This is a genomic window from Allobosea sp. 05T422_2 (assembly GCF_056396265.1).
This window is the reverse complement of sequence record NZ_JBFTLD010000013.1, coordinates 32,639-54,381: the sequence shown is the minus strand read 5'-3', so window position 1 is coordinate 54,381 and position 21,743 is coordinate 32,639. Positions and strand designations below refer to the sequence as shown.

Sequence of the window (21,743 nt, the reverse complement as noted above, 5' to 3'; positions counted from 1 at the left end):
GAGCGGTCTTCCGGTCAGGCTCCATCGATCCAACCGGTCAGGAGGCCTGCCATGGAGCTGTTCGTCGGTCTTGATGTGTCTGTTCGCACMACCAGCGTCTGCGTCATGGATGCGGGCGGCAAGCTGATCCGGGAGAGCAAGGTCGAGAGGGAGCCGGAGGCGATCGACCGCGGGCTCTATGACCCCGCGGTGGGCGCTTTTGCTTGACTCCTACCGCCCCAAAAGAGAAGGCCCGCCAAACCGGCGGGCCTTGGATCAGGTCGGTGCAAAAGCAACGATCAGATGAAACTGACGTTCGCAGCTTCCGGGCCCTTCTTGCCGGCGCGGATCGAGAAACGCACGCGCTGCCCGTCCATCGGCGGCTGCAGGCCGCTGCGGCTCAGCGAACTGACATGCAGGAACACATCCGGTCCGCCATTGTCAGGCGCGATGAAGCCGAATCCGCGATCGGAGTTGAAGAACTTGACGGCACCGTCATAGGGCCCTTCCATCGGGGCGCTGTTGCGATCGCCGAAGCCGCCGCGATCGCCGCGGTCGTAACCACCGCCACCGTAGCCACCACCACCGCCACCATAACCACCGCCGCCGCCATAGCCGCCACCACCGAAATCGTCACGCGGCGGGCGCGGCGAGAACGGGCGCGGAGCACGCTCGCCACGCGGGGCGGCGGGCGTTGCGGTCGAGGCGTCGATCTCGTGCACGGCCACGACCTGAAGACCGCGGCGGCCTTCGCCGAGATCGGCAACGATCGTCGCACCCGGCTGCAGATCCTGCGGATCGAGCGGACCGATGGACGAGACATGCACAAAAACGTCGCCGGATCCGTCGGCAGGAGACGCGAATCCGAAGCCCTTCTCAGGGTCGAACCACTTGATCTTGGCTTCGATATTTTCGTGGGTGACGAAGGGAGCGGGAGCCGAGGGCTTACGACGATCGAACATGCGAGCTTCAAAAATCAGTGACCGGGAAGCGACAATCTAGCGCAAGCCGCGCCCGCCGTCATGGGGGGCGGAGCAGCTAAATTTTCGCCCTCATCCGGCTTCGCTGCAGCGGATAGTCTGCACCTTTTTGGGCATCTCGCCAATGGCCGGAACGAACTGTCCGGTCGCGGCATCGAGCACCATCAGCACGCCGGTCGCGACGGCGAAATAGGCACCGTGCAGCTTCAGCCGGCCCTTGCCCTCGAGGATGCTGATGCAGGGAAACGTCCGCAGATTGGCGAGAGATTGCTGGATCGAGGCCAGCGCCAGGCGCTCGACATAGGTTTCCAGGTCCTCGTTGCGGCCGCGGCCGCCGCTGCGCTGTGCTGCCGGATTGATCAGCGTGATCCATTTTCCGATGAAATCGCCGGGCGAAAGCGGCCCCTGCGCATCATCGGCAAAGGCGCGGATGCCGCCACAGCGGCCATGGCCCATCACGACGATATGCTCGACCTTCAGCGCCTGAACGCCATATTCGAGCGCGGCCGAGGTGCCGTGCAGCTGATCGTCGGGCGAGAATGGCGGAACCAGATTGGCGACGTTGCGCACCACGAACATTTCGCCGGGGCGCGCATCGAAGATGGTTTCGGGCGCGACACGCGAGTCGCAGCAACCGATCAGCATGATCTTGGGAGTCTGGCCGCTTTCGGCGAGCTCCTCATAGCGGCTCTTCTCGCGCGAGAAACGTTCGTCGAGGAAGGCGCGATAGCCTTCCGTGAGCCGCTCAGGAAAAGACTGGGGTGTGTCCATTGCCCTTGTTCGGACAGGAACTGGCCGCCTTCGTCAAGAGATTTGTGCAGCGCGGGAGGAGCGAAGAGCCCCTAGCCCGCCGCAAGAAGCTGTTCCAGCCGCACCGCGAGCAGGTCGGCTTCCCCCGCAACCAGCAGAGTCTTGAGCCGCGCCGTGCTTCCGGCAGCCAATGTCACGGCGGAACGGGAGACCGACAGGCTGCGCGCCAGCAAGGCGATCAGCGCTGCATTGGCCTCCCCCTCGCTGGGCGCGGCCCGCACCCGTGCCTTGAGCACGGCACGGCCGTCCGCGAGGACCTCGATGCCGTCGACCCCGTCGCGCCCACCGCGCGGGGTCAGCCTGACGCTCAGCCGCAATCCCCCGGGCGTCGCCGTCCAGGGAACGGCCATCTCAGAATACGGCAGGGTACAGATAGCGCTCGATCACGCGCTCGATGAAGAAGATGATCAGCAGCAGGATGATCGGCGAGATGTCGATACCGCCGAGATTGGGCAGCATGTTCCGGATCGGCCTGAGCACCGGCTCGGTCACCCGATAGAGGAAATCCCAGACCGAGGAGACGAACTGATTGCGGGTATTAACGACGTTGAAGGCGATCAGCCAACTCAAAACCGCTGATATGATGAGGAGCCAAGTGTAGATGTTCAGCGCGAGCATCACCACGTCGAGAACGGCACGCATCGACATTCCTCTTGTCGTCTTCAGGCTGGTGACGCGGAAAGATTTCGCCATCGCCGAAAAACTCCCGGCGCAGGCGATTGACATTCACGCGACGCAAGGCCTAGAAGGCCAGCGCCTTGGGGCTGTAGCTCAGATGGGAGAGCGCTGCAATCGCACTGCAGAGGTCAGGGGTTCGAATCCCCTCAGCTCCACCAGGCTTTTCCTGGTGGAATAAAGCTAGAAGAAACAAGGGCCTGACGCAGCCGACGTCACGGCGCGTGCACATGGGCGCTCCTGGTTCGCCAGCCAGCTTTTTCGTTGCCTCTTCCCGGCCAATGGGTGACTGCCCGATTGCTTCATCAATCTGCTCCGCAGTCCTGCCGACGCTGGCGGGATGACAGGGGGAGCGTAGCTAACTTCGAACGCTCCAGCTGGACCGGCCTCCCCAAATCCCCGAACCAAGTATCGAGCGTCATTGGGCAGGAAGCCACCCGTCGCGTGTCCAGATCGACCGCCGCAGAGTTGCCGCAAGTCCGCGTATTTTGGAGCCTGGGGTAGTTGAGCCTAGGATCAGGAGTTGTTGGCGTCCCCGCGAGCAGGTTTATCAGCTGATGGAGGCCAGATTGTCTTGGCAAAGGTGTCTTGTTGCAGCCGGTATCATCCTGCTGTCTGCCGGGATTGCGGGATGCACCACCACGKACGACGCTTCCGCGGAGGCAGCGAAACCGCTCGCTTACTCCAGCGAACAGCCCGTTGACGCGCAACCGGGCTCGGACCGCGCGGGAATCGACCGACTTATCGAACGACATTCCGCGCATTACGAACTCCCTGCGGATTGGGTCCGTCGAATCGTCAAGCGCGAAAGCAACTATCGCCCCACCGCCCAGAAGAATGGCCATTTCGGCCTGATGCAGATCAAACACGCGACGGCGCGAACCATGGGTTATGCCGGCCCGGCGGCCGGGTTGCTCGATCCCGAACTCAATCTCACCTATGGGCTCAAATATCTCCGGGGAGCCTGGCTCGTTGCCGATCGCGACCAGACCCGCGCCGACCGCTACTATCGCAACGGGTACTATTACGATGCCAAGCGGAAGGGGCTTCTCGAAGCAACCGGTCTCGGCAAGGACCGTACGCGGCTAGCCAAATCCCGCCACGCGACGGACAGAGTTCCCGAGGCTCGTTAGCGAAGCTAGGCCATGCGACTGAGGACGTCCGTCACCCGCCGTTCTCGCGCCCGGACGGGCCTGCGCACGTCTGAGATCGTTCTCGGACACTGAGAGGCAGGTGCATCGGTAGACCTATTGGAACATCGGGGTCGATCTCCCGTTCAGCCACCAGTGACCAACAGCGCGCACCTTCTACTGCTGAGTGGATGAAACGTGGCCGAGGAAAACCAATTCATGCGTCCGATCGCGCCTCTCGCCCCCTCTCGGGCGGCGCCCGCTCGGGCGATCGATGGTGGCCTTGGCAATGTTGCCATTGGCGCTTTGATCGTGACGGCGCTCTATCTCGGGCGCGATGTCTTCGTTCCGATTGCTCTCGCAATCCTGTTCAGTTTTGTTCTCGCGCCACTCGTCAAAGGGCTCCAGAAACTTCGGGTTCCCCGTTCGCTCGCCGTCATCACTGTCGTTCTCATCGCCTTCGCGGCGCTCGGCGCCTTGACCGTGGCAATGGTCAACCAGGCAACCCAGCTCGCCGGAGAGCTCCCGGTCTATCAGAGCACGATGCGGGAGAAGATCGCTTCGCTGCGGGGGGCCGGCCCAGGCAGCGGTGTCCTCTCGCGCGCGGCGGACGTACTGCAGGATCTGGGCAAGGAGCTCGATAGGCCAAAGAAGGACGCTTCGCCGTTGGACCCGACGGTCCGCCCCCCGGACGCGCGGCCGATCCCGGTCGAGGTTCACCAGCCAGAGCCAGGTGCGCTGGAGACACTGCGAGCCTTTCTCACTCCCCTCATCCATCCGCTCACGACGACGGGTATCGTCCTGATCTTCGTCGTTTTTATCCTTCTGCAGCGTGAGGATCTGAGGAACAGGTTCATCCGGCTGACAGGAACCTATGATCTTCAGAAGACCACAGCCGCATTCGACGACGCCGCTCGCCGCCTCAGCCGGCTGTTCCTGACCCAGCTTGTCCTCAATGCCGGCTTCGGTCTCGTCATCGGCACCGGGCTCTGGATGATCGGCGTCCCGAGCGCCCTGCTCTGGGGCATTCTCTCGGCGATCCTTCGCTTCATTCCCTATCTCGGCGCCATCCTCTCCGCGATTTTCCCAATGGTGATCGCTGCATCCGTCGATCCCGGCTGGACCATGCTGGCCTGGACAGCCGCGCTGTTTCTGGTTGCCGAGCCGCTCGCCGGTCATGTTGTCGAACCGCTGGTCTATGGCCGCTCGACGGGGCTTTCGCCTGTCGCGATCGTCGTTGCGGCCACGTTCTGGACGTGGTTGTGGGGGCCGATCGGGCTGGTCCTTGCGACCCCGCTGACGGTTTGCCTCGTGGTCCTGGGCCGTCATGTCGAGCGGCTTGAGTTTCTCGATGTCCTCTTGGGAGATCGGCCAGCACTGTCCGCTCCCGAGATCTTCTATCAGCGTGTGCTCGCCGGGGATCCCGCTGAGGCAGCAGACAAGGCCGAAGAGGTTCTCAAGGAGCGCTCCCTCTCCGTCTACTATGACGAAGTCGCCCTGGAAGGTCTGCGTCTGGCAGCCAGCGACGCGGCGCGCGGCGTCCTTGATGCGACACGACAGGCACGGATCCTGGAAACCGTGCGGGAAGTCGTCGATGACCTCGCAGACCATGATGACCGCAATCCTGCAGTCGGAGAAACGACCAACGACCCCGAGGCAGAAGCAGCAATCGCAGAAACTGACGAGGTCGAAAGTTCAGCCGACCTGCCGATGCTGGCATCGGAAAACCTGGGGAAGGCCTTCCGCGGTGAAGACCGGGTGGTTTGCGTCGCCGCCCAATCGGAGCTCGATGAGGCTGCTGCCCTGATGCTGGCGCAGATCCTCAGCAAGCATGGGCTCCCGGCCCGCGTACTGCCTGCAGACACGCTCTCGACGAATAACCTCGCCGCGCTGGCAGCGGATCAACCCGCCCTGATCTGCCTGTGCTATCTCGACGGCACGAGCTCCGCTCATATGAAATACGCCATCAAGCGCCTGCGCCGCAGGCTGCCATCCACGATCATCATCCTCGGCAGCTTGTCGCCAGCAGCGGGCTCGGCGGCCCAACTCAAGACGGCGGTCCTCGCCGACGAGGTCGAAACGAGCCTTCGCGGCATGAGCAATGCCTGCTTGACGCACGCGATGCGCAACACAGACACCTCCATGGCCAAGGAGTCGAGTGTGCCCGACATCGGAATGTCAGGAAACTTGGCGACCATGTCCGCCGGACATTCGAGCTAGGACAGGCCTACGCTATCGCACCGAGCACGCTCCCCTATAGTCGTGGCGATCGTCCATCAGTGAGCGGAACCATGCGCGTTGCAATCGTTGGAGCAGGAGCGATCGGCGGGGTTGTTGCCTGGCATATGACCCAGGCGGGTCAGCGGCCCGTTATCATTGCGCGCGCTGAGACCGCTGCTCTGCTCGCAACGGAGGGCCTGACGCTCCAGTCTCCCTCAGGGACCGAAACCGTGGCGGTGCAGGTCGCCGCCGATGCAGCCTCCGCAGGGGTCCAGGATCTCGTTCTGGTCGGGTTCAAGGCTCATGACTGGGCGAGCGGTCTCGATTCGATCCGGCCCCTGATCGGGCCATCGACGATCGTTCTGCCGATGCTGAACGGCATTCCCTGGTGGTATCTGCAAGGTCTGGGAACGCAGTTCGGCGACCGGAGGCTGGCATCGGTCGATGCGAGCGGTGCGATCGAGACCTCCATTCCAGCCGGTCAGGTTCTCGGCTGCGTCGTCTATATCGGTGCAAACCGGCCCGCGCCGAACGTCATCGCCTGGAACGGCAGAAAGCGTCTTGTTGTCGGCGAGCCATTGAAGCCGCATGACAGCCGGCTGGCAGACGTCGTCGCGTTGTTGAGAGCGGGCGGGGTCGATAGCGAGCAGAGCGCAGATATCCGGACTGAGGTCTGGCAAAAGCTGCTCGGCAATGCAGCCTATAATCCGCTTTCGGCCGTGACCGGGGCGACGGTCGACAAGATCGTGGGAGATCCTGCGGTCAGGGCCGTCGCAAAGTCGATCATGGCGGAGTGTGTCGCGGTTGCCGCCGCGCTCGGGGTCGAGAATCTGCCAGAGCTTGAGGCACGCCTCGAACTCCCTCCGACATTGATCGGTGTGAAAACCTCGATGCTGCAGGACATGGAGGCGGGGCGCCCGCTGGAGCTTGGCGCCATTGTCGGCGCTGTTGCGGAACTCGGTCGCAGGACGGGCGTGCCAACGCCRCTGATCGAGTGCGTTGGCGCCCTGGCGGCCAATGCCTGGCAGCAGCGATGGGGACAATGATCGGGGCGAGGTCAGAACATTATCCGCCTGTGATGATCTCGACCATGCGCGCTGCCAGGTGAGACAGCGGGCGGCTGCGGGCGGTCATCATGCATATCGTGATCGGGATGCGCGGCGTGATCTGCAGTTGGGCGAGGCCATCGAAACGTTGCGCCTCGAACAGCATGCTGTCGACGAGTGAGACATCGCCATCCCGGGCCAGCAAATGCGCGACGGTGATGCTGTAGGGCGCCGTCATGAAAGGGGCGTAGACGAGCCCGGCCTCTTCGTGCGCCTTGGCGATCAGCCAGCCGAGCGGCGACGATTCCCGATCGAAGCAGAGCAACCGGCGCCCCGCGAGTTCGGCAAGATCGACGCTGCCCTGCGCAGCCAGAGGATCATCCTTCCGGACCAGGGCAACGATCGAGCCTTCGGCTAGCGGCGTCAAAGCAATGTCGTCGCTCACGCGCGGCGAGAACATGAAGCCGATATCGGCCGTCCCGTTCGAAAGCTCCGCGACCGGATTGCCCATGATGAGCTCAGCACGTGCGTCGGGATGCGTCGCCAGCAGCTTGCGCAGGGCCCCTGCAACCAGTCCCTGTCCGATGCTGGGCGTCGCGGCGATGCGCAGTGGCAAGGCGCGCCCGGCACGCAAATCCGCGACGGTTTCTCGCAGATTGCACCATTCGCTCTCGACCGCGTCGAGGCTCGCCATCAGTTCCCGCGCTTCGGAGCGCAATACCAACCTGCCGTCGCGCCGCTCGAAGACCGGCACACCAAGGCTTGCTTCACTCCTCGCCACGATCTTGCTGATGGCCGATTGCGTCAGGTTGAACGCACGTGCGGCCTCAATCGTCGTGCCCAAGCGATGCACCGCAAGCAGGATGCCGGCCTGGGTCGGCGTGAGTTCGCTCATGGGGCGCGCTCCATCAAGCAGGCGAGCAGGACCTGCCCGGAGTGCTGCAGGTGGGAGCCTTCCCGATGATGCGCATAGGCGATGACGGCCGGGCTCGCGCGCAGCGGCCGCACGGCCAGCCCCTCGGTCAATCCGCTGCTGATCACGAAACCATCAACGATGGCGACGCCGCAGCCCTCGCGCACGAGATGGCAAGCCGAGTCGGTATGACGGACGGTGATCGAGATCCGCGGTGCAAGGCCCGCTTTGGTCAGAGCCTGCTGGAAACTGTCGGCGCTGCTGAAACCATCCGGCCCATAGCTGATCAGTCGACGCCCCGCGAGGTCCTCGAGGCCGATTTCGTCTCGCGCAGCCAATGGATCTGTCTGAAAAAACACGCAGACAAGCGGACTTTCCTGCAGCGTGATATTCCGCAGCCCTTCGTTCGGCAGGGGCCCGTAGGTGATTGCGAGATCGGCATCTCCCGCCGCCAGATGGGCGGCGACATGATCGAACATGATCTCGACAGGTGCCGCATCGCCGATGGCGCGTCGGGCTGCCGTGATCGCGGGCGGCAGGATGCTGTGGGCCAGTCCCGGCACCGTCACGATCCGGAGGCGGTCGACCATGCCGACCCGCATCATGTCGGCCTCATGGCGAGCCCGCCTGAGCGCCGCGAAAGCCGGCTGCGCCCGCTGGGTCAGGGCCTGCGCCTCAGGCGTCGGCATCAAGCGGCCCTGCAAGGTCGTGACGAGGTTCAAGCCGAGTTCGAACTCGGCAAGCCTCAACGCCTTGATCACGGCGGACTGGCTCATCTCTAGCCCTTGCGCCGCCTCACCGGTCCCGCCGAGCCGGACGAAGGCGTCGAGGACCTGCAGTGAGGAGAGCTTCATGACGCACCCTATTCCAACTGGTTGAAGATCTTGCCAAATCTTTCATTAGCAAGACTAGGAGGCCCATGAAAGGATGCCGGCCGTTGTCGGCATAGAACCGGCACCACAGGGGATCGCGATGACCAGATTTCGTTCGATGGTTTCGGCTGCCGCGCTTGCGCTCGCCGTGATGACGCCTGTGATGGGCGGCCTTGCTTCCCCCGCCCTTGCCAAGGGTATGTTGAGACTGGCGCAGACGCAGGATCTCGTCTCGCTCGATCCGATCGCCACCAGCGACAACGCTTCGATCTTCGCGCAACTGCTGATTTTCGACACACTGCTCCGCCCGAGCAAGGATGCCACCAAGCTCGAGCCTGGCCTTGCCGAGAGCTGGCAGGTCAGTGCCGACGGCACGACCTACACATTCAAGCTGCGCGAAGCGAAATTCTCCGACGGTACCCCGGTCACGTCCGCAGATGTGGCGTTCTCACTGAAGCGGGCCGGCAGCGATGCGAGCAACTGGAAGCGCTTCTTTTCGGGCATCGAGACGATCGAGACGCCGGATCAGCGCACGGTGATCCTCACGCTCAAGAAGACCTTCACGCCGCTTCTGAACAACCTGGCCTTGTTCTCTTCCGCCATCCTGCCGCAAAGGGCTTTCGAGGCGGCGCCCGACCGCTTCTTCGAAAAGCCGATCGGCTCGGGCCCCTTTACGGTTGCAGCATGGAATAAGGGCCAGGGTCTTTCGCTGAAGAAGAACGCATCCTACTGGCAGGCCGGCAAGCCCGACCTCGACGGCGCCGAGCTCCTTGTCATTCCCGAAGGCAACAGCCGCGTCCTGAAACTGCAGGCTGGTGAGATCGACGTCGCCTTGGAAATCCCGCTCAACCAGTTGCAGAGCCTCAGCCGTTCGGGCGCGATCAAGACTGCTGTTGCCGATGTCCTGCGCAGCGACTTCGTGATGATGAACACGAAGAAGAAGCCCTTCGACGATGTCCGTGTCCGTCAGGCGCTGAACTATGCCGTCGACAAGGAAGGCCTGGTCAAGGCGCTGCTCTATGGAACCGGCAAGGTCGCGAACTCGCCGATGCCGCCCATGGCCTATGCCGATTCGACGCTGAAGCCCTATTCCCACGATGTCGCCAAGGCGAAAGCCCTGCTGAAGGAAGCCGGCTATGCGGACGGCTTCAAGACCTCGCTGTTGATCCACTCGGGACGTCCGCTGCACCGCCAGCTCGGACAGGCGATGCAAAGCGCTCTGGCGCAGGTCGGGGTGACGGCCGAGATCAAGCTGGTCGAAGGCGGCACGCATTGGTCGACAACCAAGGCGGGCGACTACGAGATGGCGGTTTCCTACGCGTCTAGCGACACGATCGATCCCGATCAGCTCGCCGGCTTCCTGATCGTCAATCCCGAGCGCGCCAATGCCTACCACACGGAATGGAAGAGCGAGCGGGTCAACGAGCTCTACGAAAAGGAGCGCGTCACGGCCGATGGTCCGGAGCGCGGTGGGATGTTCAAGGAGATGATCAAGCTCGCGCATGAGGGCGCGCCGTCGGTCTTCCTGTTCTATCCCGGCACGTCCTACGCCTATCGCAGCAATGTCGAAGGCTTCGAAGTGCTTCCGACCTCCAATTTCCGCCTGGAGGACGTCAAGCTGAAGTGAAGCGCCGGCGGCCCCGCAGGGCCGCCTCTTCTTTCAGAAGCTCATCATGGTCGGTTACATCTTCAAACGGCTGTTCCAGCTGGTGCCGGTGCTGCTTGGCATCACGCTGGCCTGCTTCTTCCTGCTGCGCGCGCTGCCGGGGGATCCGGCAACGCTCTTGCTCGGGGCGCGCGGCGGCCCTGAGGAAGTTGCGCTGCTGAAACAGCGCCTCGGGCTCGATCTGCCGCTCTGGCGGCAATATTGGCTGTTCCTCGGCGATATCGGTTCAGGGACCCTCGGCCGTTCGGTGGTGCACGGCCGCGCGGTCTCGGAACTCGTGCTCGAGCGCCTGCCGGCGACGCTGTGGCTCGTCGCCTATTCAACCATCATTGCCGTCATCCTCACCGTTCCTCTTGCCCTGCTCTCGGCGGTCGAGCGGGACAAGCCGGTGGATGTCCTGATCAAACTCGTCTTCACCATCCTGCTCGCCATCCCCTCATTCTGGCTGGGGCTGGTCCTTGTCGTCATGCTGGCGATCTGGGTGCCACTGTTCCCCACCTCCGGGTACGGGGACGGCTTTCTTTCGCGGCTGCATCATCTGACGCTTCCCGCCCTGGTGATTGCCCTCGCGACGGCATCGCTGACGATCCGCAGCCTGCGCAGCGGCATCCTGAACGTGCTCGGCTCGGATTATGTCACGACGGCCCGGGCCAAGGGTAATGGCACCAACCGCACGATGCGCGTGCACGTCCTGCCGAATGCCCTGATCAGCTCGATCTCGGTGCTCGGCGCACATACGAGCTGGATCATCGGTGGCACGGTCGTGATCGAAACGGTCTTCGCCCYGCCCGGGCTCGGCTCGCTCTTCGTTGAATCGATATTCGCCCGCGACTACCCGATGATCCAGGGGCTGACCATCGTCTTTGCCGTGCTCGTGGTCCTGATCAACCTGGYGACGGATATCGCCTACGCGCTGGCCGACCCGCGCATCAGGCTGGATTGAACCATGACGCGACTGCGCCGCCTCAATCCGACGCTGCTGATCGGCCTCGTGATGCTCGCCCTGCTGAGCCTGTTCGTCGGGCTGGGGCAAGTCTGGACACCGCATGATCCCTTCCTCATCGACTACGGCAATACGTTGCAGCCGCCCTCACTCGGCCACTGGTTCGGCACGGACGATCTCGGGCGCGATGTCGCCTCGCGGGTCATGGCGGGCGGTCTCGTCGATCTGAGGGTGGCACTGATCTGTGTCGCGGCGCCGGCCATGTTGGGCGCGGCGATCGGTGCGCTCTCCGGCTATGTCGGTGGCCGCGTCGATACCGTGATCATGCGTATCACCGACATCTTCTGGGCCTTCCCCTTCCATGTCCTGGTGATCGCCATCGTCGGCGTGCTGGGTCCCGGGGAATTCAACCTCTATCTCGCCTTCCTGCTGGTGAACTGGATCTCGTTTGCCCGCATTGTCCGTGGCGAGGTGCTGGTGCTGCGCGAACTCGAATTCGTGCAGGCAGCGCGCAGTTTCGGCGGTACCGACCGGCACATCGTTGCCAGGCATGTCCTGCCCAACGCCGTGACCCCGGCAATCGTCTATGCAATGGCGGATGTCGTCCTGACGATCCTGGCCGTGACCTCGCTCAGCTTCCTCGGCCTCGGCATCCAGCCGCCGACACCGGAATGGGGGCTGATGATCTCGGACGGCCGCGAGTTCCTGTTCGACGCCTGGTGGATCGCGACCTGCCCGGGTCTCGCCATCATCTATACCGGTGTGACCTTCGCCCTGATCGGCGAGGGGGTCGACACCGCCTTGCGCCCGAAGGGCTGACCTTTTCCTGCGCGGCCGATGCCTGCGCCATGAGGACATCATGAGCTTCTTTCGCGACGATACAGAACTGCAGCGGATCGGCCGCGCCATCGAGGCCCATGCGTCTTCGATCTATTCCGGACGTGGTGTCCCGCTGGACCAGTTCGCCTATGTCCTGCTGCGCCCTCAGCCTGCTGGTGAGAAACCGGTTGGAGCTGCCCGCCATGCCGACTGGCGGAGCTACCCATGCTCTTTGGTCAAGGTCTTTCACCTCGTCGCGGCGCAGGCGGCCCTCACGGAGGGACGGTTGACCGAGCATGAGGAACTCGACCGCGCGATGCGCGACATGATCCTCTGGTCGTCCAATTCGGCAACGAACTACATCATCGACCTGCTCACCGGCACGACCGGCGACACATTGCTGCAGGGGGAGGCCCTGGCCGACTGGTGCGAGCGCCGCCGGGAGATCAACCGCTTCTTCGCCGGCTTGGGCTGGTCCGAGTTGGTCGGCATCAATCTCGACCAGAAGCTGATGGATGATTTGCGCTACGGCCGCGAGAAAATCGGGCTCGATCTCTCTCCCATCGGCCACAACCGCCTGACGCCGATCGCAATGGCGCGTCTGATGTCAGAGATCTTTTATGGCTCCTCGCTGTTGCCGGAAGCTCGCCTGAAGCGGGTGCGCGACCACCTCATTCGCGACCAGGAAAGTCCCGACCGGGCCCGCGGCGCCTATCAACTGCTCGGATATCTCGGCGGCGGCCTGCCGGACGGTTCGCGGATCTGGTCCAAGGCCGGACGGACCCGCTGGCTGGGCGATGCACGCGCCGAATTTCGCCGCCACGACACGATGCGCGCCATCCTGCCTGGCGGCGAGGACTTCATCCTGACCGTCTTCACCCAGGGCGAAGCGATCGGAGAGGATGACGGCTTCCTGCCGGGGATTGGTAAGTTGGTTGCAGCCGAGATAGCCGGGATTTGAACGGAATCTTGATGTGCACGGCGACGACCGGCGGTCGGGCGCAACGGAGCGACAGGACCAGCCGCCTCGACGAGGATCAATTTCTGTAGAAAGCGGGGACAGGCCGGGCTATATCAGGCGTTCCTCTTTCGTTCGCGAGACTTCGCCATGACCCGGCGATCCGGCAGCGCCGACCTTCCGCTCCACCATGGCCGCGTGCCCGCCTGGCTCGGTCGGCGCATGACGCAGCTCGGCGCGGTCATCTGCGCGGCGATCATCCATCATTATGGCCGCGACGAGTTGCTGCGGCGGTTGGCGCATCCATTCTGGTTCCAGTCCTTCGGGGCGGTGATGGGAATGGACTGGCACTCGTCGGGTATCACCACCAGCGTGATAGGCGCGCTCAAGCGTGGGCTGGCTCCGCTGTCGGGCGAGCTGGGCCTGCATGTCTGTGGCGGGCGGGGCCGCCATTCGCGCGAGACACCGGCCGAGCTCGAACAGATTGGAGCGAGGGTCGGGTTCGACGGACAGGCGCTCGCCACCGCGAGCCGGCTGGTCGCCAAGGTCGACAGTGCCGCCGTGCAGGACGGCTTCGACCTCTATCTCCATGGCTTCTTCGTCGGGAATGACGGCCATTGGGTCGTGGTGCAGCAGGGCATGAATGGCGATGGCGGCCTCGCCCGGCGCTATCACTGGCAGTCTGAAGGGCTGGGCAGTTTCGTCGAGGCGCCACATGCCGCCATCGATGGCAAGAACCAGGGCAGCATCATCAATCTGACCGACAGGCGCGCCGCCCTCTCCCGCAACGGCCAGATCGATCTGCTGCGCGACATCGGACCGTCGGGGATCGTGAGGGAATTTGCGGCGCTGGAGCGCGACCGGGCGCCGCCGGTCCTGTCGCCGGCGCAGCTTTCCCTACCTCATCTCGTCATGCCGGCACATCACGAGGTCAGGCCCAAGGACGTGATTGCGCGACGGCTCCATGGTGCGCTCGCCGCAGCCGCCGACAGCGCCCCCGCCGATTTCTCGGAATTGCTGCTCGTGCCCGGCGTCGGCGCCCGCACGGTCCGTTCGCTTGCGATGGTCGCGGAAGTGATCCATGGCGCGCCGTGCCGGTTCGCCGATCCTGCGCGCTTCTCTCTCGCCCATGGCGGCAAGGACAGACAGCCGTTCGCCGTGCCCACCAAGGTCTACGACCAGACGATCGCGGTGCTGAAATCCGCCATCGATCGGGCGAAACTCGGTCAGGACGACAGGCTCGCTGCCATCGCACGTCTGGACCGGGAAAGCCGGCGCCTGGAGCGCGTCGTCTCCGGTCCGACGTTGGATGAGTATGTCACGGAGGAGAGACTGCGCTCCGCCGAGTATGGTGGCCGGAGCGTCTTCGGCTGGGAGCGGTCGGACGGTGAAGCGGCACCCGCGCCGCCTGCGAAGGCGAACCCGGCTTGACCGTCAGCCATGGCGCCAGCGCGTCGCCATCGGCATYCCGCCGACGGCGTCTGGCATGCTGACTGGGGGGAGAACAGGACTGCTCTTCATTCGACCGTCCACTGGCAAATGCGAAACCCTCGCGAGCGCTGGCGCATGTCGAGATGAAGATGGTCCTTGTGGGAACTGTCGGCTCCCGGGCCGAGCACGGTGGCGAACCGTTGGCAGACGCTCTTCTGCACCGCGTCGCGCATTGAGCGGGACAGAGGCTCCTGACCCGCGAATGCCACGGCGCGGCCATCCTGCATCAGCAACCCGCCGACATCGAGAGCGTTGCCGCTCGCATGCTCACTGATCGGCGCACCTGTATCGGCGTTTCGTGACCGGCAGGCATATCCGCCGACCCCTGTCAGCTTCGCAAGCCGGGCGTTCTCCTGCCTCGCCAGCGCAGCGAGATCGTCGCGGATCCAGGCGAGAACCTCGAGCGCAAGAGAGCACCGCACGGTGATCGCGCTGTCCAACTCGATCCTGGAACCGTCGGGCATGGTCAAGCGCTGGAACGTCACCGGATCCTCGATCGCACATTCCCCCGTGCTTGCGCCGTTCTGCGAGGGCAATACGAAACCCCCGCTCTCCTCGAAGGCCCTGATACAGGTCGATGGAACTGCCGGAACACGCTGTTCCAACAAATTCCCGTTTGCAGTGGAGTCAGCCTGCGGGGCCAATCTGCTCGGCCGCGGCGGAGGCAGCGGCGCGAGCACGCGTGCTGGATCCGATTGCGAAACGCCTTGCACTTTTGCCTGGCTGTCGCGCGCCAGCGCCCCGAAGCCGAACATGAACAGAGAAATGGCTAGCGCGATCCCTGCGAGAACTCGCCGTCTCTGGCGACCTGACACCGCCCTCAATCCAGGAATCGCACCGGCACACCCGGGCGCACGAGGTCGGCCAGCTCCTCCGCATCCCAGTTCGTCAATCTCACGCATCCATGCGACGTCGTCTTGCTGACCCGCGAGGGTTCCGGCGTGCCGTGTATGCCGTATGTCGGTTCCGACAAAGCGATCCAGACGGTTCCAACCGGTCCATTGGGTCCGGGCGGAAGGACGAGGGTTTCATCGTTCTTGCCCTGCCGGAAGTTTTTCTCGGKATTGTAGGTGTATCTCGGGTTCCTCGCGATGCGCGTGACCCTGTACTGCCCGCTCAAAGAGGGCGTGTCAGTGCTTCCGATTGTTGCCGGATAGCTGGAAAGGATGGTGTCCCCATCGCCATAAGCGACGACCATGCCCGTACTCTTAACGACATCGACCCGTTTGGCAGCGCCCTTCTGGAGAGAGCGTTCGGAAGAGATGACGTAAATTCCGCGGCCAGCGCTGGTGAAGCGCTGCTCGGGATTAAGCGCCATCAATAGCCCTTCGCTCATGTGAAAGCGCTCGCTGAGCATCTCCTGCGGGCTCGTGTAGGAGAGCCGCTTCATCCTGGCCTGCTTGGCGTAGTCCCGGGGAATGGCGTCGGCGAATTTGTATTCCGTGTCCTTTTCGGACAGCTTGTATTCGACCACGACATCCTGATCGGTATCGCCGCCGAGACCGAGCCACGCGACCTCGTCCAGCTCGTCGCTTTCGCCTAGGTTCTCCTGGCGCCGGAACTGCGCGACCGCCTTGCGAAAGTTCTCGCCATCGACGCCATCGATCACGCCGGGCGAGATGCTGCGCCGGCTGAGCAGGGCCTGAGCCTTCACGATGAAGGGATCGGGCCCGTTCGCCGCCTGACGGATCGGTCGCGCGAATGTCGCCGTGTTGATCTGATCGGGCGTCAAGGCCGACACAGGGGCCGCACCGAGTACGAGCACCATAAGGACCATTACGTGCAGATCGGTGAGCTTCATCGATCGGGGGTTCCGATAAGGTCAAACCCTATACGGCGGAAGCGCCAACAWGTTCCCGAGATCTTGACAGGGCACCAGTTCGGCTCAGCCAGTCAGCGTGGCCAAGTCGCCCTTGGGACGCCGGCATGGTCGGCAATCCAACAGCCATTAGACCTCCGACAACCATCACGCAGATGCGCTACCGAAGCGACCTCGCCCAGGGAACCTAACGGCTTCGTGATGCGAGATGTTTGGCATGTTCCGCATTGGATCAGCTTAAGTTCTTGGGGATCGTCATCGGGACATGCCATGAGATTTCGCGCGCTTTTCGCACTTGCCGTTGCCGGGCTGTCCATTTCAGCGCCTCTGGCTTTCCTGGACCAGGCGCGAGCGCAGGAGACTGCGCCGGCGCGGCGGGATCAGGGCCCAGCAGATGCGCAGGCAAATCGGCAGGAGTCTCGCCCTGTCACCGGCCAGGGCGTAGCCCTGCCGCCGCCTTCCGTCACGCGTCACGAATTGACCCTGCCCGGCCGTACGCTGCGCTATACGGCCACGGCCGGCGCGCTGCCGGTCAGTGATCAGTCCGGCCGCAAGCTCGCCGAAATCGCCTATATCGCCTATGTGCTCGACCGTGGTCAGGGCGTCCCCGCCTCGTCGCGCCCGGTCACATTTGCCTTCAACGGCGGACCTGGTGCCGCCTCTGCCTATCTCAATCTCGGCCTGATGGGGCCGAAGCGGCTGCCTTTCGGCCGGCAGGGCGACGCCCCGTCCATGCCGCCCCTCGTCGTCGACAATGCCGATACCTGGCTCGACTTCACCGATCTCGTCTTCATCGACCCGGTGGGCACGGGATTCAGCCGTTTCGCCGCCGGCACCGATGAGGCACGCGGGCTGCTCTGGTCGGTCGAGGGAGACTACAAGTCGCTCTCACGCTTCGTCACCAACTGGCTGCGGCTGACCGACCGCCTCGCTTCGCCGAAATTCCTCGTCGGCGAGAGCTATGGCGGGTTCCGCGCCCCCAAGATCGCCAGCGAGTTGCAGACCGGCGACGGTGTCGGCGTCTCCGGCATCGTGATGCTCTCCCCGGTACTCGACTTCACCTACCAGCGCGACGCCGGCAGCTCGCCGCTTCGCTGGGTGGTGTCGCTCCCGGCGATGGCCGCGGTGAAGCTGGAGCGCGAAGGCAAACTCTCCCACCAGACGCTCGCAGAGGCCGAAAACTATGCTGCCGGCGACTATCTCGCCGATCTCCTGAAGGGGCCACGCGACAGCGACGCGACCAAACGACTGGCCGACAGGGTCTCAGCGCTGACAGGGCTCGACCGAGCTCTCGTGGAGCGCATGGGCGGCAAGGTCGATGCAACCACCTTTCTGCGCGAGCTGGACCGCAACAAGGGGCTTGTCGGCAGTCCTTATGATGGAAACGTCGCGGCCCTCGACCCCGATCCCGAAGCCGCGCGCGGCCGGGCGCCGGACGCCGTGCTGGGCGCGATCACGGCCCCCCTGACGAGCGCAATGCTCAGTCATTATGCGAGCGATCTGAATTGGCGGCCCGAAGGGCGCTACTTTCTTTTGAACGAAGAGGTCAACCGCCGCTGGAGTTATGGCCAGGGTCGCGGCGACCGCGAATCCATCCGCGAGCTCCGCAATGTGCTCGCGCTCGATCCCCGCCTCGAGGTCATCGTCGCACACGGATTCACCGATCTCGTCACGCCCTATTTCGAGACCAAGCTGCTTCTCGATCAACTGCCTGCCTTGGGCGATCCTGCCCGCGTCAAGCTGCAGGTCCTTCCCGGCGGGCACATGTTCTATTCGCGTGACGCCTCGCGCGCGAATTTGCGCGAGGCGGCTCGCACCATGATCGAGGCCCGCCAGGGATTGTGAGGAGGAGCCGGGCCCTCGCGCTGAAGCCCCGCTTTCCCAACTGATCACAGCGAAAGCTGCCACGCCATGTCCAATGACATTGCGGGTGGTCAAGCACGGCGACATATAGGATCCTGCGCCGATTGAGCCGAGACAAGATGTTGAACAACCTAGGTGAATCGGCCGAGAGCAAACTTCGCGCCCGCGAAGCCGAGCTCGCACGCATCCAACGCATCGGTCAGATCGGCGGCCTGGAGGTCGACCTGCGCCACGGTGAATTCAAGAATGTCCGCTCGCCAGAGTATTTGGCCGTCCACGGATTACCGCCGGACGCGATCCATGAAAGCCACGAGGCCTGGGTTGCCCGGATTCATCCCGATGACCGCGCGCGTGTCGTGGGCCATTTCCTCGCCACCGTTAAAAGCCCTGCCACCGAGTACGAAGTCGAGTATCGCATCATCAGGCCAAGTGACGGCCAGACGCGCTGGATCCTCGCTAAGGCCGAAATCACCAGAGACGAGCATGGCGGCGCGGTTCGCCTCGTCGGGGCCCATATCGACATTACAGCAAGGCGCCGCGCCGAAGAGCAGCGTGAGCTGATCGCCCGCGAGCTTTCGCATCGAATCGCCAACATCTTCACCGTTGTGAACAGTCTGGTGCGGATGGCGGCCCGCTTCGAGCCGGCGAGCAAGGGCTTCGCCGAGAAACTGCAGAGCCGGTTCCAGGCCCTGCATCGCGCCCATGCCTTCGTCGTCGACAAGGAGATCGGCGACGGAGGATTGACGCTGCTGCTGTCACGCCTGCTCGACCCTTATCGCGAGGGCCACGCAGATCGCGTGACCATTCAAGGAGAGGATGCTGCGGTCGGCCCGAGTGCAGCGACCGCGCTGGCGCTGATCTTTCATGAGCTGGCGACCAATGCGGTCAAGTATGGTGCGCTGTCCAGCGAAAGCGGGTCCGTGTCGGTTTCCACCGAGGTTCGGCAGGAGCAGCTTTTCATAACCTGGCAAGAGATCGGCGGCCCCGACGTGGTCACGCCTTCCGGACAGCCGGGCTTCGGCAGCGTTCTCGTCGATAGGGCGGCGCAATCTCAGCTTGGCGCCAAGATGCAGTACCTTTGGCTGCCCACCGGTTTGGTCGCAGTGATCGAGGCGGACCTCGCCGATCTGCGTCGCTGATGCGCCATCGACCTCCATGTCATGACCGGCCAGACCCGCAGGGCTCGCGTCGGCCAGAACCGCGTTGCAACGTTCAGGACACCGTTTCAGGCGCCTGAACGCTCAATGGCAGCGCAGGCGTAAAATTCTCCCGGCAGAACTCGGAAACGGCGTGAGGCACGGCTCACGCCGTTGGATCTGCCTTTCGGTCCCGGAAGGCAGCCTCTCCGGCATCCGACACCTCGACCCATTTTTTGTCGGGCGCCGCGTCGGCAACGTAGCTGTCGTGCCAGTTCCACCACTTATAGGTTGGCGTCTGCGGATAGCCTGCGGGAGAGTCCTCCCAGACCTCCTGCCGGCCCAGCGGCGTGATGTCGAGATAGTTCCAGGTGTTCCCCATCTGCTCGTCGCCGCGGTTATTGATGAAATAGGTGCGAAACACCCGATCACCGTCACGGTAGAACACGTTCGTGCCGTGCCATTCGTCCACGCCGAAATCGGCATCGAAACCGTCCGTGAGGGTGAACCAGGGCATTGTCCAGCCCATCCGCTCCTTGAGCCGTACGATATCCGCCTGCGGCGCACGCGAGACGAAGACGAGGGTGGTGTCGCGGGCGTTCAGGTGGGCGAGATGCGCAACCTGGTCGGCCACCATGGAGCAGCCCCGGCAGGCATGGTCCGGCCAGCCAAAAACGCCCGGCTCGAAGAAGGCGCGGTAGACGATCAACTGCCGCCGACCGTCGAACAGGTCGAGCAGGCTGGCTTTGCCCGCAGGCCCCTCGAACGCATACGCACTCGTCACGGCCGTCCACGGCATGCGCCGCCGCTCGGCGGCCAGGGCGTCACGGGCCAGGGTCTGGGCTTTTTCCTTCACGAGCAGTTGCTTGCGGGCTTCCTCCCATGCCAGCGACGGTACGACCGCTGGTGTCCGCATGACCGATTGTCCGCCTTTCCGTCCGCTCTCGGCTGATTGTGTCATGGCCTCTGAAACCTCCTGGTTTAGGCGATCTCCCGCACCTTCAGGACGCAACACGCTTCCATTTGGCGCTCATTGCTCGCCATTGATCGTCAGGCAGTTTGGCACCGCAGATCGGCCAGTGGGAGTAACAAGCGTGGCGATATTCGGACGGAGCCGCTGATCGCAGGCGCGGGGCCTGCGCCACTCAAGGAAGTCGCCGCGATCGGACCCTGCCACTCAGCCCCTTTGAGCGGCAGGACAAACTCCATGCGCCAAAGAATCCGAAGCTGGGTTGAGGGCTCAGATCCGGACTGACACGGATCGAATCAACCGCCTGCAGTCCCGGCGGCGACGAAGCGGTCATGAATCGTCATGCCGGCCAGCATGGCCGCAACGAACAGTACGACCGGCAGAAACCCCATGGAAAGCGCGGCAATCGCCGGACCCGGGCAGAAGCCGGCCATGCCCCAGCCGAGCCCGAACAGAGCAGATCCGAGGATGAGCCGCCGGTCGACCTGGCCGGACACAGGGATATGGAAATGATCGTCGAGGACGGGACGCTTCATTCGCCGCACCAGCGCCATCGCACCGAGCGCAACGGCAAGAGCGCCGCCGAGCACGAAGGCGAGGCTCGGGTCCCAATGACCGCTCCCGATATCCAGGAAGCCGATGACCCGGGCCGGATCGAGCATGCCCGACAGCGCAAGGCCGAAGCCGAACATGGCGCCAGCGACAAGCGCGACGAACAGGCGTGGCAAGCGCTGTGTCATCCGACGAGCCTCATGAGGGTGGCCGCAGCGATTCCGGCTACCAGGAAGGTGACGGTCGCGGCAATCGAACGGCGGGAGAATCGCGCAAGCCCGAGGATGCCGTGGCCCGATGTGCAGCCCGAGCCCATCCGCGTGCCGAAGCCGACCAGCAGCCCCGCAATCAGGATGATCGGCAAGGAGGCCGCGATCGTCACCTGCGGCCAGCGGCCGAAGGCGATGGCGAAGAGAACCGGACCGGCCAGGAGCCCGATCAGGAAAGCGGCGTTGGCCGGCACCTGAGCGCCCTGCGCCAGCCGGCCCACGATGCCGCTGATGCCGGCGATGCGACCGTTGAGAAGCAGCAGCAGCGCCGCAGAGAGCCCGATCAGCATGCCGCCGAAGAGCGAGGGCCAGTAACTCATGGTTGCGGGGCCTCCGGCTCGCAGAAGATGTCATAGAGCGCGCGGATCAGCAGCGCCGCCTTGTCCGCCGTCAGGCGATAGAAGATCTGCTTGCCCTCCCGCCGCGTCTCGACAATTCCCGCCTCCCGCAGCACCGTGAGCTGTTGCGAGAGCGTCGGCTGGTGAATGCCGAGCCGGCTTTCCAGTTCGCCGACGGCGTATTCTCCCTCGGCAAGCATGCAGGCAAGCATCAGCCGCGCCGGGTGGGCCATCGTCTTGAGCAGTCCCGCGACCTCGTCCGCGCGGGCCGCCATATCGACTGGCTTCGTCACC

General features: G+C 64.0%; 22 protein-coding genes, 1 tRNA gene and 1 pseudogene. 12 read left to right on the top strand and 12 right to left on the bottom strand.

The window, feature by feature from the left end; translation table 11 throughout:
- Positions 1–51: 51 nt before the first annotated feature.
- Positions 52–207: a hypothetical protein gene (locus AC1DJT_RS04545; protein ID WP_476768755.1), complete on the top strand. Its 156-nt coding sequence runs from the start codon at positions 52–54 to the stop codon at positions 205–207.
- A 71-nt stretch (positions 208–278) separates the two neighbouring features.
- Here the strand turns inward: AC1DJT_RS04545 and AC1DJT_RS04540 are convergent, their stop codons facing one another.
- The 4 genes from AC1DJT_RS04540 to AC1DJT_RS04525 form a co-directional block, all read right to left on the bottom strand.
- Positions 279–941 (bottom strand): cold-shock protein, encoded by a 663-nt coding sequence (locus AC1DJT_RS04540; protein WP_441508201.1) that lies wholly within the window; start codon positions 939–941, stop codon positions 279–281.
- 90 nt (positions 942–1,031) lie between these two features.
- Positions 1,032–1,730 (bottom strand): carbonic anhydrase, encoded by a 699-nt coding sequence (locus AC1DJT_RS04535; RefSeq protein ID WP_441508200.1) that lies wholly within the window; start codon positions 1,728–1,730, stop codon positions 1,032–1,034.
- Positions 1,731–1,801: 71 nt separating this feature from the next.
- Positions 1,802–2,119, bottom strand: a complete 318-nt coding sequence (locus AC1DJT_RS04530; RefSeq protein WP_441508199.1) for a DUF167 family protein — start codon at positions 2,117–2,119, stop codon at positions 1,802–1,804.
- 1 nt (position 2,120) lies between these two features.
- Positions 2,121–2,411 carry a YggT family protein gene (locus tag AC1DJT_RS04525; protein ID WP_441492532.1) on the bottom strand — a complete coding sequence of 97 codons (291 nt, stop codon included), beginning with the start codon at positions 2,409–2,411 and terminating at the stop codon, positions 2,121–2,123.
- A 118-nt stretch (positions 2,412–2,529) separates the two neighbouring features.
- On the opposite strand from AC1DJT_RS04525, the gene AC1DJT_RS04520 reads away from it, so the two are divergent.
- The 4 genes from AC1DJT_RS04520 to AC1DJT_RS04505 all read left to right on the top strand — a co-directional run bounded on the left by AC1DJT_RS04520 (position 2,530) and on the right by AC1DJT_RS04505 (position 6,840).
- Positions 2,530–2,605, top strand: a tRNA-Ala gene (locus AC1DJT_RS04520).
- A gap of 396 nt (positions 2,606–3,001) precedes the next feature.
- Complete coding sequence (locus AC1DJT_RS04515) at positions 3,002–3,577, top strand: transglycosylase SLT domain-containing protein (protein WP_476833613.1); 576 nt, start codon at positions 3,002–3,004, stop codon at positions 3,575–3,577.
- Between the two features lie 216 nt (positions 3,578–3,793).
- Positions 3,794–5,794, top strand: a complete 2,001-nt coding sequence (locus tag AC1DJT_RS04510; RefSeq protein WP_441508197.1) for an AI-2E family transporter — start codon at positions 3,794–3,796, stop codon at positions 5,792–5,794.
- 71 nt (positions 5,795–5,865) lie between these two features.
- The gene (locus AC1DJT_RS04505; RefSeq protein ID WP_441508196.1) at positions 5,866–6,840 is read left to right on the top strand and encodes a ketopantoate reductase family protein; all 975 of its coding nucleotides are present in this window, start codon (positions 5,866–5,868) and stop codon (positions 6,838–6,840) included.
- A 19-nt stretch (positions 6,841–6,859) separates the two neighbouring features.
- On the opposite strand, the gene AC1DJT_RS04500 is transcribed toward AC1DJT_RS04505, so the two are convergent.
- Both AC1DJT_RS04500 and AC1DJT_RS04495 read right to left on the bottom strand, forming a co-directional pair.
- Positions 6,860–7,735, bottom strand: coding sequence for a LysR family transcriptional regulator (locus tag AC1DJT_RS04500; RefSeq protein ID WP_441508195.1), 876 nt, complete (start codon positions 7,733–7,735; stop codon positions 6,860–6,862).
- Positions 7,732–8,607, bottom strand: a complete 876-nt coding sequence (locus AC1DJT_RS04495) for a LysR family transcriptional regulator (protein WP_441492410.1) — start codon at positions 8,605–8,607, stop codon at positions 7,732–7,734. The genes AC1DJT_RS04500 and AC1DJT_RS04495 overlap by 4 nt, the downstream gene beginning before the upstream one ends.
- A 118-nt stretch (positions 8,608–8,725) precedes the next feature.
- Between AC1DJT_RS04495 and AC1DJT_RS04490 the strand changes: the two genes are divergently transcribed.
- The 5 genes from AC1DJT_RS04490 to AC1DJT_RS04470 all read left to right on the top strand — a co-directional run bounded on the left by AC1DJT_RS04490 (position 8,726) and on the right by AC1DJT_RS04470 (position 14,442).
- Positions 8,726–10,252: an ABC transporter substrate-binding protein gene (locus AC1DJT_RS04490; protein WP_441508194.1), complete on the top strand. Its 1,527-nt coding sequence runs from the start codon at positions 8,726–8,728 to the stop codon at positions 10,250–10,252.
- A gap of 46 nt (positions 10,253–10,298) precedes the next feature.
- Positions 10,299–11,234 carry an ABC transporter permease gene (locus AC1DJT_RS04485; protein ID WP_476833612.1) on the top strand — a complete coding sequence of 312 codons (936 nt, stop codon included), beginning with the start codon at positions 10,299–10,301 and terminating at the stop codon, positions 11,232–11,234.
- Between the two features lie 3 nt (positions 11,235–11,237).
- Positions 11,238–12,053 (top strand): ABC transporter permease, encoded by an 816-nt coding sequence (locus AC1DJT_RS04480; RefSeq protein ID WP_441508193.1) that lies wholly within the window; start codon positions 11,238–11,240, stop codon positions 12,051–12,053.
- Positions 12,054–12,093: 40 nt separating this feature from the next.
- Complete coding sequence (locus AC1DJT_RS04475) at positions 12,094–13,014, top strand: serine hydrolase (RefSeq protein ID WP_441508192.1); 921 nt, start codon at positions 12,094–12,096, stop codon at positions 13,012–13,014.
- A gap of 147 nt (positions 13,015–13,161) precedes the next feature.
- Positions 13,162–14,442 (top strand): DUF763 domain-containing protein, encoded by a 1,281-nt coding sequence (locus tag AC1DJT_RS04470; RefSeq protein ID WP_441492405.1) that lies wholly within the window; start codon positions 13,162–13,164, stop codon positions 14,440–14,442.
- A gap of 86 nt (positions 14,443–14,528) precedes the next feature.
- On the opposite strand, the gene AC1DJT_RS04465 is transcribed toward AC1DJT_RS04470, so the two are convergent.
- A complete protein-coding gene (locus tag AC1DJT_RS04465; RefSeq protein WP_476768753.1) occupies positions 14,529–15,317 on the bottom strand; it encodes an extensin-like domain-containing protein in 789 nt (262 codons plus the stop codon).
- Positions 15,318–15,322: 5 nt separating this feature from the next.
- Entirely contained in the window at positions 15,323–16,303 is a 981-nt protein-coding gene (locus tag AC1DJT_RS04460) for a L,D-transpeptidase family protein (protein WP_476833611.1), read from the bottom strand.
- A 219-nt stretch (positions 16,304–16,522) separates the two neighbouring features.
- Between AC1DJT_RS04460 and AC1DJT_RS04455 the strand changes: the two are divergent.
- Positions 16,523–17,317: pseudogene (locus AC1DJT_RS04455) on the top strand (S10 family serine carboxypeptidase-like protein); the annotation flags it as partial.
- Positions 17,318–18,303: 986 nt separating this feature from the next.
- Positions 18,304–19,323, top strand: a complete 1,020-nt coding sequence (locus AC1DJT_RS04450) for a PAS domain-containing protein (protein ID WP_441492403.1) — start codon at positions 18,304–18,306, stop codon at positions 19,321–19,323.
- A gap of 163 nt (positions 19,324–19,486) precedes the next feature.
- Here AC1DJT_RS04450 and AC1DJT_RS04445 read toward each other — a convergent pair whose 3' ends face one another.
- From AC1DJT_RS04445 to bigR, 4 genes are all read right to left on the bottom strand, one after another.
- Positions 19,487–20,281 carry a DUF899 domain-containing protein gene (locus AC1DJT_RS04445; protein WP_441508204.1) on the bottom strand — a complete coding sequence of 265 codons (795 nt, stop codon included), beginning with the start codon at positions 20,279–20,281 and terminating at the stop codon, positions 19,487–19,489.
- Between the two features lie 305 nt (positions 20,282–20,586).
- Positions 20,587–21,030: a DUF6691 family protein gene (locus AC1DJT_RS04440; protein ID WP_441508188.1), complete on the bottom strand. Its 444-nt coding sequence runs from the start codon at positions 21,028–21,030 to the stop codon at positions 20,587–20,589.
- A complete protein-coding gene (locus tag AC1DJT_RS04435) occupies positions 21,027–21,431 on the bottom strand; it encodes a YeeE/YedE family protein (protein WP_441492401.1) in 405 nt (134 codons plus the stop codon). The genes AC1DJT_RS04440 and AC1DJT_RS04435 overlap by 4 nt, the downstream gene beginning before the upstream one ends.
- The gene (gene bigR, locus AC1DJT_RS04430; RefSeq protein WP_441492529.1) at positions 21,428–21,724 is read right to left on the bottom strand and encodes a sulfite-sensing transcriptional repressor BigR; all 297 of its coding nucleotides are present in this window, start codon (positions 21,722–21,724) and stop codon (positions 21,428–21,430) included. The genes AC1DJT_RS04435 and bigR overlap by 4 nt, the downstream gene beginning before the upstream one ends.
- Positions 21,725–21,743 lie beyond the last annotated feature (19 nt).